Source organism: Paenibacillus sp. 01T424 (assembly GCF_056398745.1).
The window spans coordinates 26,597-40,141 of the sequence record NZ_JBFTPZ010000018.1; the positions used below are offsets into that span (position 1 = coordinate 26,597).

7 protein-coding genes are annotated in these 13,545 nt (G+C 44.8%); all 7 read right to left on the bottom strand.

The annotated features are described in order from the left end of the window. Nucleotides 1-32 precede the first annotated feature (32 nt). Complete coding sequence (locus AC1DPK_RS15390; RefSeq protein WP_441884978.1) at nt 33-839, bottom strand: carbohydrate ABC transporter permease; 807 nt, start codon at nt 837-839, stop codon at nt 33-35. A 100-nt stretch (nt 840-939) separates the two neighbouring features. Further along, nucleotides 940-1,920 (bottom strand): ABC transporter permease, encoded by a 981-nt coding sequence (locus AC1DPK_RS15395; RefSeq protein WP_477510866.1) that lies wholly within the window; start codon nt 1,918-1,920, stop codon nt 940-942. A 1,170-nt stretch (nt 1,921-3,090) separates the two neighbouring features. Next, complete coding sequence (locus AC1DPK_RS15400) at nt 3,091-4,098, bottom strand: ROK family protein (RefSeq protein ID WP_441884982.1); 1,008 nt, start codon at nt 4,096-4,098, stop codon at nt 3,091-3,093. Continuing rightward, nucleotides 4,095-4,730 (bottom strand): D-sedoheptulose-7-phosphate isomerase, encoded by a 636-nt coding sequence (locus AC1DPK_RS15405; RefSeq protein WP_441884984.1) that lies wholly within the window; start codon nt 4,728-4,730, stop codon nt 4,095-4,097. Before AC1DPK_RS15405 ends, AC1DPK_RS15400 begins: the two co-directional genes overlap by 4 nt. Before the next feature lie 50 nt (nt 4,731-4,780). Next, entirely contained in the window at nt 4,781-9,886 is a 5,106-nt protein-coding gene (locus tag AC1DPK_RS15410; RefSeq protein WP_477510867.1) for an S-layer homology domain-containing protein, read from the bottom strand. Nucleotides 9,887-9,988: 102 nt separating this feature from the next. Next, complete coding sequence (locus AC1DPK_RS15415) at nt 9,989-11,047, bottom strand: dienelactone hydrolase family protein (RefSeq protein ID WP_477510868.1); 1,059 nt, start codon at nt 11,045-11,047, stop codon at nt 9,989-9,991. A gap of 13 nt (nt 11,048-11,060) precedes the next feature. Continuing rightward, a complete protein-coding gene (locus AC1DPK_RS15420; protein WP_477510869.1) occupies nt 11,061-13,544 on the bottom strand; it encodes a glycoside hydrolase family 38 N-terminal domain-containing protein in 2,484 nt (827 codons plus the stop codon). Nucleotide 13,545 lies beyond the last annotated feature (1 nt).

The window sequence follows — 13,545 nt, forward strand, 5'->3', positions numbered from 1 at the left end:
TGGCACCCTTGATATTCAGCTCAAGCCGTACATTATCCTTTAATTGAACCAAGCAGCACGCCTTTAATAAAATGCTTTTGCAAAAATGGGTACACACACAGAATCGGCACGATAGCAAACACGACTGCTGCAGCCCGAATGCCTTCCGGCGTAATCGAGATTTGCGACACACCTTCACCGCTTCCACGCAGCAGTTCTGGACTTACCAAATCGATCATCTGGTACAGCTTCACCATCAATGACACTTTATCCGTACTTCGAATGTAGATTAAGACATTCATATAGGAATTCCACCAGCCCACGGCATAAAACAATGTTAATGCAGCGATGACCGGTTTGGAGAGAGGCAATATAATTCGCCATAAAATAGTGAAATCACCGGCACCGTCAATCGCAGCGGATTCTTCCATCTCGTCAGGCAGCCCTTCCAGAAACGATTTCATAACGAACATATTGTAAGCGCTTATAAGTGCTGGCAGCCAAAGTGCCCAATACGTATTGGTAAGTCCAATGCTATTGATAAGCAGAAAATTAGGAATTAATCCACCGCTGAACAGCATCGTAAATAAAATAGCCATCAGCATGACATTTCTGCCTTTTAGTCTCGCTTTAGAGAGCGGATAGGCAGCAATGATCGTAAAAATCATATTCAACGCTGTTCCGATGACCGTAATGATGATGGTGTTCTTCATCGCTACGATTAATTGGCCGTCTTTCAGCAGCTTTAGATAGGCTTCCATATTGAAATCAACTGGCCACATGAAAATTTCCGCGGCATTGATTGCCCTGCTGCTGCTAAACGATACAGCAATAACGTTAATAAACGGAAATAACGCCATGTAAGCAAGCAGCGCCAGCAAGATGTAGTTAAGCCAGCGAAATATGACCGAAAAAACGCTATGTTTTCCAAGCTTCAGGTTGCATCACTCCTTTCATCCCTTACCACAATCCTCGTTCTCCCAGCGCCTTAATGATTCGGTTCACCGACACAATAAGAATGAGCGCAATCAGTGATTGGAATAAGCCTAATGCAGTTGTGTAACTATACTGCAGGTTGACAATCCCCCTTGTGTACACGAAGGTGCTGATAACCTCGGCCACACTCGTTACTGCCGGATTCCTCAGTGCATATATCTGCTCGAAACCAACGTCCATCATTTTTCCTACTTGCAAAATAAGAAGAATCGCAATTGTACTGCGAATGCCTGGCAGTGTCACATGCCAGATCTGTCTTATTTTATTGGCGCCGTCAATTTTGGCCGCTTCATACAACGTCGGATCGATCGAGGCCATCGCAGCTAAGTAAAGAATCGTCCCAAATCCGGCTTCTTTCCAAATACCAGACACAATGAACGTCACCGGCCACCATAGCTTATCTGCCATAAAATAGATCGGCTCTATTCCAAACGCCTGCAATAAATAATTCACTATGCCTGTAGATGGCGATAACAGTGCAATAATGATGCTTCCGAGGACAATCCACGAAATAAAATGAGGAATGTACAGCAAGTTTTGCAATGTTCGTTTATACCACTCCACCCGAACTTCATTAAGCATGATCGCGAGCAGAATCGGAGCAGGAAACGCAAAGAGCAAGCTGTACAGGTTAAGCAGCAGCGTATTTTTTAATACGATATAAAACTCGCGACTGGCAAACAACTTCTCAAACTGCTGGAATCCTACCCAAGAGCTTCCCCAAATCCCATCGGATAATCGATAATTTTTGAAAGCAATGATTTCCCCAGCCATCGGTGCATATTTAAATAGCAATAAATAGATGGCTACTGGCACTAGCAGCATATAAAGAAATCGATTGCGTTTTAATTCCTTCCGCATGGATCTTATCCATCTCGAGCCTGCTCCTGCTTTCGGCATTTTAGGCATGGGAGCTAGATCCGCTGACTGCGAATGTTGCTTCAAAGTAATCCCCCTTTCTTTTGGCATGTTATCATTCTGTTCAGCAACGCCTTGCCAACTTAACGTAACATGTACAGCCGAATGCGGAAATCTCCACTTTTTGTGCTGCTATTCCTTCACTCTGAAAGCGCACCTTCCATTTTTGTGATGCTATCCCTTTTTCATTATCTATCGGCTGAAAACCCTTTATTTACTTGACATCTTGGGTTTTCAGCATGCAAATCCGAAGTTAGAGCGCCAAGTTAGATAGGCACAGTCCAGATACAAGAGGAGGGCAATTCGTGCGATAAAATGGTCGAGGAGCCTGTAACCATTTTGATTCTGTCGTCAACACTTATTAGGAAACGCTTACAATTGGTTGTTATTAAAACACCAAAACTAACTTGTCTGAGCACCCGTAAGAACCTATTTGTTCTTACAGAGCCTGCCTGACCGCCTTAACGCATCCGAATGATCGTTATAAGCACATATGGGTTCTTACTGCTCCAAAACTAACTTGTCTGAGCTCCCGTAAAAACCTATAGGTTCTTACAAAGCCCGCCTGACCGACAATCTGCATCCGAATGGTCACTTTAAGCGCATATGTGTTCTTACAACTCCAAAACTAACTTGTCTGAGCTCCTGTAAGTACCTATAGGTTCTTACAAAGCCGGCCTACAGTCTGCATCCGAATGGTCACTGTAAGCGCATATGTGTTCTTACTGCTCCAAAACTAGCTTGTCTGAGCTACTGTAAGAATCTAGTGGTTCTTTCAGAGCCCGCCTGACCGCCTTAACGCATCCGAATGATAGCTGTAAGCACATATGGGTTCTTACAGCTCCAAAACTAACTTGTCTGAGCTCCTGTAAGAACCTATTTGTTCTTACACAGCCAGCCTGATCGACTGCCCACAACCGAAAGATTGCTGTAAGCACATATGGGTTCTTACTGCTCCAAAACTAGCTTGTCTGAGCTCCTGTAAGAACCTATTTGTTCTTACAAAGTTAAACCATACAGACTGCGGTTCGTCCCTATGGATATCAACCTTGATGTGCTTAGTGGCTGGTTAATCCAAGTTGTCATATTAACTAAGTCTCCCTAATAATAAAAAAAGATCACCCGTATTGGTGATCTTTTTGTTTCAACTATAAACGTTGCCCACATTTTATGATTTGAATAATTCGCACTTATTTATTAATCCTTTCTAATTGCATCAAGCTGAGACTGGCTCATGTGCAAGTCTCTAGCAACAGACAAAGCTGCATAATCTCCGACTTCTTCTCCAAGACCGGCAGGAACGATCTCGCAAATCGCTAAGGAATTCGGTAGAGCCTCCATCTGGAGCGCTTCCAGCATATAGGGTTCGATAAGCTGTCTTTGTCTTCCATAGATGCTCCCGATGATAACTTTTTGCGGATTAATAATATCAATGAGGATAGCTACTCCGCGTCCCAGATGACGTCCGACGTCTTGGAAAATACGGAGTGCCCATGGATCGCCTTTTAAAGCCGCTTCTGCTACATCTCTAGCAGAGATCTCATCGATGGAATCAGATGGATGATAGAAGGATGGGAATTCTCCACCGCTATCCATTCGTCCTGTCACTAAGGATTGAGCAGCACGGGCTATGCCTCCCCCACTGCAGAAGCCCTCAAAAGATCCTGCTTTGTTATATCCGATCGGTCCTTCATTCTCCAGTCGAATATGTCCCACTTCGCCCGCATTGTCATTCGTTCCTGAATATAAACGCCCATCCAGAATAAGTCCTGCTCCCATTCCAGTCCCGAAGGTAAGGAAGATCATATTGCGGGTTCCTCGGCCTGCACCCCATTGCCATTCGGCGAGGGCACATGCGTTGGCATCATTTTGCAATCCGACCGGTACATTAAAGTAATGCTCAATCGGACTAATGACGTCGACTTTATTCCAATGTGACAAATTAGGGGGAGATAGAATAAGCCCATATTGGCTATTTAGAGGTCCACCACAGCTGATACCTATCGCTTTTAATTGTTGTCTATCACCCGGATATTTTAAGAACAAAAGGGTTAATTCATCAATCATTTGTTGGATGGTCTCTTCTGGCGTAGGCGCAGTCAAAACGTATGCTTTATCGATAATTTGTATTTGATTTTCCGATAATCGTCCGATTGTGACCGCGCATTTGGTTCCGCCAATATCAATTCCAGCATAAGTGATCATCCTCCAAAAAACACCTCCTCAAGCATGATGCACAAGGTATGATAGATAGGAAGATGCCGCTCTTGAACATCCGGTGTTTCGTAATAGGGGACTGTGATCGTAACATCACATAGCACCTTCATCTTACCTCCCGATTTCCCTGTTAACCCAACGGTTTTCATTCCCTTTGCTTTAGCGATTTGAAGGGCACGAATGATGTTGCGAGAGTTCCCTGAAGTGCTAAGGCTTAGAAAGACATCCCCTTCATTGCCATAGCCGTAAACCTGCTGTGCGAAAACCATATCGGAATCTACGTCATTAGCGTAAGCTGTCATAAAAGCACTCTGACTTACTAACGAAATGGCGGGTAAAGCACCTTGCAATCCATTACAAATCTCGTCAGCCTCTTCTGGAAATAACTGCGTAAACTGATGCCGGAAGGTTTCGGGAACCGAACGTGTTAGCATGAAACTTTTCATCAATTCCCCCACAATATGCTCGCTATCGGCTGCGCTTCCACCGTTTCCGGCAACCAGCACTTTTCCATTATGACGATAACAGGTTTCCAAGAGGCTAAAGGATTGCTGGATTTCAGGAAGACATTCCTTCAAATCCGGATACTTGGCATAGAGAGCTTGTAGATGACGATTCATGCATGATTTCCTTTCAAGAAGCAATTTCGATTACATTGTCCTTCACTTCATTAAGACTTATTAATTTGATTAATCATAATAAGAATGAACTGTGCTGCCTCTGCTCTCGTAGCATTAGCTCGCGGATGGAACATATTATCCCCTTTTCCCTGTACGAGGGCCGCTTCATTCATTGCTGCCACAGAAGGCATTGCCCATACAGGTATGTCCTTGGCATCGGCAAACTCGACATTCATGCTTGTATCTTTATTCAGTCCAAGTGCTCTTGCGACTAGTACGGCCATCTCTGCACGTGTGATAAGCGCATTAGGAGCAAATGAATCAAGACTGATACCAGAAACAATGCCAGCCTTCACAGCTGCTTGCACGTTTGCTGCATACCATGCATCCTCCTTCACATCCTTAAACAGCTGCACTTCCTCAGATGCTTCGAGGTTTAAAGCACGAACTAAGAGAGATACAAATTCCGCTCGAGTTGTATCGCCTGCAGGCTTGAACATGGAATCATTTACGCCGTTCACAATATGCTTTGCCGACAATACTTGGATCGTTCTTGTAGCCCAATGAGTAGTGAGCAAATCGCTAAACGTCTTGTTATATTCCAAAACTGCATATTTGCTCAAATGCCGAAGTTTGACAGTCAATGTTTTGGCACTGCTGTTCACTTTACCACCCACATATTCCCAAACCTTAGTCAACTCGTTATAGTAATAAATACCGAGAAGCTCTTCATCAACCCCATCGGCATCATAAGGTAAAGTAATCTCTACACCGTCTTTTCCCCCTTTAACTTCGACCACGCTGCCGTCTGTCTTTTTTAACTTCATACTAATTTCATACACTTGACCTGCAATTGTTATTTGTGCAGTTGCACTTTGAGAGGCTGACCGCTTGTCACCCGCTTCGCTCACTGGCTTAATCTGCGCTTCAATTGCTGCCCCTGCCTCATTGCCGATCTGTCCTCTCCAAGCATTGAGCAGTTCTCGATCTACATTTACGATTACCGAACCCGCCACTACGGATAAAGGATGATCTCCAATTTGCGCTAATGGAATCGATACGACGGATTGGTCATTGCTTAGCTTTACTATCGCTTTACCATTTTCCACTGACACTATGCTCCTAGCCATATTTCCATTGCTTCCGCCAGAACCATTATTACCTCCATTGCTGCTGTCTGTAGAAAAGTCTAATTGATCTAAATATTTGATTTGCCCTTTGGGTTCATTCCCATTAAAGCTCTGAATCCAATTAGGGTCCGTTATAATCCAAAGCTTACCATCCCTAATTCCCCAAGGCTTGCCATCCGCTGAGCTATAAAGCACTTGTGTCGTACTAGTCGCATTCGAATTAAGTACCTGTACCTTTGTTCCATTCTCTAATACCGTAAATTCGTTCGTAAAATAGGAATCAATCTCTGGTAACGCCCCCAGGTTTTTGCGATAGCCCATATACACGGTATTTCGTTTGCCAGCCTTTAGGCTTCCCTGAGCCAATAAAGCTTCACCGTAGATGGTCGTAGCTGGATCGTCCTCCAAGCTGACGACTAGGACTTTCGTGGCTATATTAGGATCAAAAGTAGGCACAACCCATTTATTATCGAAGGTTTGAAGCGTTGCTCCGCCTCGATAATCATTACCTGGGAGTACAACATTACGTCTATTCAACATCCACCAAGTCTCGCCGGCAGGATATACGTAATAGACCTCAGGTCGATAGGTTTCAATATGTGCTAGAGAATCAGGAGCCAGAATCGCATCCTTGTATTCTTTCAGCCAATCGAACTGAATCGGTTTAGCGGTATAATAACCATAAGCTTCCTGGCATGATGTGAAATAATCACAATTAAATAAGAAATCATATATCCCTTTGCTCCCCGCCTCCAGGAGCCTATCAAAATGATTAAACATCGTTTCTTTGTCTGGATATCCCTTTTCGCCGGATTGATATTTTCGGTCCATATTTTCATCCAGCTGCGTTTCCGTCGTCAAAAACCATAAGGTTTGTGCAGATTGTTCGATTTGAGAATAGGTATAACCCGATCTTTCTCTAATTAGATATTCATTATCGCCGTAGATCTCGCCTCCAACGCCAGCAAACCCTCCAGTCTGCTTATCATTAATAAAGTATTTCCTTGTAGTTCCAGAAAGCTTAAATACAACGGGTACATCAACGACATTTGTAATCGCATCTGAAAATCTCATGAGATAGTCGTTATAGGAACCCTCTCTGAAATCGACAAAATCATCCCATAAAACGCCGCGATAAGCATCCGCTGCATACGTAGAACCTGGATTTCCCTTGTCTACCAAATACAATTGGTTGTTCCAAGCAGCCGATCCTTCTCCCCGTACAATGGGCACTAAACGCGCCGCTGTTTCATAAGATTCAACAGGACTGCTCATTTTCCAAGCCTCATTTAAGGCATCCAATGTGTTATATTTCTGTTTTAACCAATCTACAAATTGTGAACTATAGATGGGGGAGTCAAACAGATAACCTTCATCTCCGTTGTATATTCCTGATTCGTTCGTAACAGGATCAACAAACAGTCTGAAATTGGGACCCCAGGTGACCTTGCTAAGCGTGTCTACCATACTATTAATAATCAAATCTCCTGCATCCCAAATATTCCTTAAAGTATGGCCAGAGTACTTAACCTTAGGTGTAAAATAAACGGTATAGGCCGTTTGGTTCGCACTCGGAAGAACAACATTTGCATGCAGCTCGAGCGTAGCTGAATCCACTTTGCGAATATTCTCTTCACCGGATTGAATAACCTCGCCTGTCGTCGGATTCATGACCACATACAGCGCCGACATCGCATCCACATAACCTGAAATTTGAAACGTGGGTACCGTTAAGGTGACTTCTCCGCTATCCACGATATTCTCTTTCTTCAGCACGCCCGCTCCTTCATAGGCTCTCGGCATATAAGCGGAAAGGGTCAACCCTTGGGCTCCTTGTACCTGCAGGCCATAAGTAAAGCCTTCCTGGTCTAAGTAATCCAGCATTTTTTGCCATGCCCATGCCGGAACCTCCATGACAGCCGTATTGATATACATATCCATTGCCCCATGTGCCTTCATATATTGCAGTACTTCAACATCCTTATCCCAATTTGCTTTATTGATTGCAGGATCTGTTTTGGAGTAAAAGAGCAAATAATCCGAAGTAAACATACCACCGATCGGTACGAATGGTTTACCATCCCAAATCATCGTATGCGACTGGTTAGCATACCAGAAATGAGATTGTCCCAGCTTTTCATCGGTAAAAGTACCGTGTGTTAATGGCTTGTAGTCCGTATTGGACGCAGCGACTGTCACTTCAACTTGCCCCGCTGTTTCCTGCTCTGCTTGTAATTTGTGGAGACCCCATGCCACAGTATAGCTGTCAGCAGGCACTCCTTCAGGCAGTGTAAAACTAAACGATGCCTGAGCTTCCACATTAGCTTGGAGCTCGGAAGTATTCACAGCTGCAATCTCGGCAACATACCAAAGCACATCGCCCTTATAAAGGCTTAAATATCCCGTCGTATCAAAATCTACGGCTTGATTCAAAGCATACGTTACATTTCCTGCATAGGATCTAGGGCTGGCTTGGTTCGGCTGAACCTGCAGATTAGCTATCGTTGCCTTTAGCATCGGCACCGCAGCATTCGTTTCTTCTTGTTCAATATTCAAATGGCCTACTTTAACCGATTTCTCGCCATTAACTGCATTATCGTAAGAAATATCTACAATGCCGGTACGGATTTCGTTTTTTCCTTTTGGAGCATTAAACGGAACCGTTAATTGAATCGTTTCCGTATGCTCCTCACCAGCCGTCCAAGATGTTTTATTAAACTCTTTAACCGCCCTTGATACAACTTCCCCCTCATATACTAATTCAACGAAGAAGCTAAGGCTTGCATTGACTGGGGCAATGGCTTTATTCGTAAYCGTAACGCCTACTTGCTCTTCTCGATTCACCAACGATTTATCTAACGCGCCTGTTACGTATTCATATTTAACGGCTGCCTTATCAAAAGGTTTGCTTAATCCATTCGGCTGCCACCCCCAAAGGGCAGGCACAACGGCGATTGCATCGATGCCATGATTATACAAACCGTCGCTTGCTCCTTGTCTTGGCGTATTCGTTAAAAACGTGAAGTCATGCTGTCCTTGGCTCAGATCCGCGCTGCTTAATTTGTGCCAATAGAAAGGCATGCCCTCAGCAACAAAGATGGAGCCGTCTGTCACAACAGGCGGGGTTGTATAGGAGCCCTCGTCCAGCTTCCAGTTCCAAGGAGACATCCAAATGCTCAGCCCCGTAGCTAACGCCCAGATATCATAGCTTCCTGTTTCTGGTATATCCACTTGATACTGCGCAGTTGCCGAGGTACCTGGTGTATTGGTTTGCAGCAAGAGATAAGTGCTTCCGCTTGCCTGTGACTCAGCCGCTCCATGATAACCCCCTTGTGCAGAATGAGCGTTTTCTCCTTCCATCCATAAATAATTTTCTTCGTCTGACGGTTCAGGTACAATGGGAGCCGTTGGTTTACTCAGACCATCCGGCTGCCATTCCCAATCAACAGGTACGACGGCGATCGCATCGATGCCTTGATTATATAGACTATCGTTCGCCCCCTGCCGAGGAGCGTTTGTTAAAAATGCTAGGTTGTGCTGCCCCTGAGTCAGCTCGGTGCTATCTAGTTGATGCCAATAAAAGGGCATCCCCTCCGAAGCGAAGACAGCTCCCTCCGTGACAACGGGAGGTGAATGATATATGCCTTCGTCCAGCTTCCAGCTATAAGCGGACATCCAAAGACTCATACCTGTCGCCAGCACCCATATATCGTAGCTTCCGGTTTCTGGTATATCGACTTGATACTCCGCAGTCGCTGATGTATCGGGCGTATTCGTATGCAAGGCGAGGTATTTCCCTCCGCTTGCCTGCGATTCATCATTCCGATAATAACCCCCTGGAGAAACAGATAAATAATCTTCCCCTTCTGTCCACAAGTAAGCATCCGCCCCTGAAGAAGTATCCCTTAAAGTACTTTCGTTTGAAGCTGCGCCATTCGATATGACCGGTAAGCTTGAAAATAATAAGAGAAAGACAATCGTCCATGTCATCCCCTTTTTAAAAGCCTTAAACCTCTTGCTCCTCATGATTAAAACCCCTCTCCTTTTATTAAAGCGCTTTCATTAACCATGATATGATTTCAGCCCCATACGGTAAATGGAGGATTCGAAAGTTGCAGGGGGAATATTTCACATTCGGACCGCTTGGCAAAACCACTCCATTGCTCTATCGTTTATATCCAGCTCATGAGCTCCATCAACTACTTCTCTCGACAATCGATGCATGATATTCAGCTGCCCATAAGGCACGGCTAGTTTATCAAGCTCTTTAAGCGCATGTGCATAGTGGAACAGTTCATCCTTTTTACCCACCTCAATATGCAGAAATCGCGGACAAATTAATCCTGCTATTTCTGCGTCTAGAAACTTATTGCCAGCATTAAACCAAGTAAAATCAGACCAATCATACCTAAAGCGATCGTTGAAAAAGCAGGATGAATACGCCGCCTTAATACGAGTATCCGCTGCTGCTGTAAAGAGGGTATAAAACCCGCCATAGGATAAACCAATCATACCGACTTGGTCAGCGGCGATATCATTCCGTGATAATAAATAATCCAAGCTCCGCTGAATTTTATAGATTTCCACCGCAGCAATAGAGCTGCCCACCTGCTTTAATTGTCTATCGATAGACGCCCTGTCATACGGAGGACCGTATTCCCCTTCCTTCCAGAGCAGAAGCTGTGGCGCAAATACAGCGATGTTCCTTTGAAGTACTCTTCGCGTCATATCATGATAGTTCGTGGGACCATAGAAACTGGAACATAATTCCGGCGTGCCTTCTCCTCCATRCTGTGAAATCACGAGAGGAAAAGGCCCCTCCGTCAGTGGCAGGAATAACAGGCCGTACGTCGTCAGACCATATTCCCCTTCAACCATAACCCTGTAAATTTTGCTTAAACGATCTTGGGCAACCCATTCAACCCGAGCAATAGGTATTGATGAATCTAGCGCTGGATCACTCAGCGGCCATCCTAACATCGCTTTGAATTTCTCACGATAGGGTTCTAGTCCCGCTTCGTACGTATCTATCGATGAGGTATCCGGGCGGAAGAACTCCGCCCGATTCTGATTCCCAGTTGCACGCATTCGCTTGATGAGATGATCGAATTCGATCTTTTGTTTCTCACGATACCAGTTTCCGATATCTGGATCTTCTCCATATAAGTCGTTCTTAGAACCGCTCATTCCATCACAGCTCCTATTCTTCTGACTCCATCATGCTTACTTCTGACAGTATTTTGTCTGTCACGTTTAATTTGAACGTTTTAATTTCAAACTTTCCTAGTGTGATTACCTGCTTCATATTCAATGAAGGAATGTGAAGCTCTGTCGTTCTGCTTTGGCCCGTCGGTTCAAACAAACGAATGATATAATCCTCGGATCGTTCCGCTTTCTTGAATGTCGTTACTAGAATGCTCGAATCACTCAGGATCAGAGATGACTCTGGTCGTTGTCCGGTTCCAGGAGGGAAGAAGGAGAGCGCAAATGGCTTTTCGTTAACCGTAAGCGCATCGCGATCCACAGTCGTCAGAAGCTCTGAAGCTTTTCCCGCGTTAAACCAGAAACGGTACACTCTTTCTCCTTGGTCGATTCGATTGGAATAACGATCCTGCGGCATGATCGTTCGATCATGAATCGGATGCCCTGTGTAGCCTGGAGAGCGAAGCAACGAAAGACGCATCTCCCCATTGGCATAATCAGAACCGTACGTTCCATCATTCATTTCGATCATCACAAAATCATTTTCTTGATCATGGACAGCTGTCCATTTTTGGGCGACAACCTCTTTACCATCTGAAGGCAGATCATCCATACCATACGCCACTTGACCCTGATATTTTGCTTGCTCATAAGGGGTCGGAACGGAAAGCTTCAGCATTTTGCTTTTCTCGTTCCAATGCACGCGGAGCTGCACTTCAATAAGAGTACCGCTCTTAGGCAATTTATAGGTTTGCACGACAAAAGAATCATGATAGTGAAAGATAGCTTCTATGACTGTCCTCACTTCTCCGTCTTCAATAACACGCACAGACTCCAGCATCTGCTCCGTCACCCCAGAGAACTGTGTCCCTTCACTCGCGGACATTAATGCAAACACGCCTGCCACTTGGCGAAAGCTTTGTACGTTCATTCCCCAAGCATCATCATCGTCTTCGATAACTAAGGGCATGAATGCTCCAGGTTTTACCGCATCAATTCCATGCACCCGATAACGATCTATTAATCCGGTTTTACAGTTAACAATCACCTCCATTTCTTCGTTTTGAAACGTTATGCGATGATTGTGAGTTTTAAGTTCCAGCTCGGGTTTTCTCGGTAAAACTTCCAATTGAACATTAAAACGATTCATTTGGCCTGGAGCGAGAACGGCCTGAAATACGGTACGTTTACGCCAATCCAAATTAAGGTTGCTCTGCTCCTTTTCCGCCTGTGATGGAAGACGAACTCCCTCTTGATAGACAACAGGAAGTGAGAACTCATCGTTCCAGTTCTGATCGGATAATTGAAACTCGCATTCCACGATGGTTGAGATAGGGTACGGGTGCGGATTATAAACCAAAATAGGAATCTCGCCTTCATCCGCTTTGCGTTGTCCCTTGGCAAGCGCAAAGAAGGTTTTGGCTTTCAATCGAGAAATGATTTCGAGTCCATGATCAACTAAACGCAAGGAAGCCTCCTCTACGGGTTGAATAGAAGAACCCGGAAGCACATCATGGAATTCCGTGACCATGAGATCACATAAAGCTTCATGAATGTCATCATAGGGATAGCTCGTTAGACTCAGAAGAGCAGCGTGCGAAGCCATCTTTTCCAACATATAAATTTCATTTTCCAACAGCCGGTGCTTTTGTTTAATCCGGATTTGTGAAGTGTAGCATCCAACCGCCCATGGATTAATATCCGATTTATGATGAAGAAGCTCTATACCACTCTCTTTTAATTCTTGGAAATAAGCTTCCGGGGTGGAATGCAGGATTTGAGTATCCTGGCTGGATGAAATCAACTCCTGCAGTTGAACGAGATCCAATCTGGATGGCCCTCCGCCATGATTGCCAATTCCCCAGAGTAAGGAAGCAACAGGGTTATGCTGTTTTTTCTCCAGCCACTCCTTCACTTTATGATCGGCCTGACCTTTGGGGGAATTGTACATCTCAAGCGCACGATGCCCAATAATCTCTGAACCATCATAGCCAGTCCAAATGAAATCCTCTCCAGGCAGCTCACAGTTAACCGGATCAGGACGACAAAATAGGTAGGAATCGAAGCCCGATTTTTTCATAATTTGTACAAGTCCCCGCGTATGTCCAAACGGATCGAAATTAATTGCGGTCGTGGGGTAGGAATCGAATTTTTCTTTGAAATAGAGTCGACCGAGGAGCATCTGGCGAACAAAAGATTCACCTGATGGCATATTACAATCTGGCTGCAAGTACCACCCGCCCATGATATGCCATTTCCCCTCCCGAACAAGCTTCTGAATACGCACGAATAACTCGGGCTCGTACTCCTCTACCCATTTGTACAGCGTAACCTCGTTATGGTTGAAAATAAATCCATCAAAGATCTCACACAGTTCAGCGGCAACTCGGAAGGTAGAAATAGCCTCTGCGGCTCCCTCCTCCCACTCCCAAAGCCATACCGGGTCCAGATGGGCATTGCAGATGAGATGAAAATTTTGCATG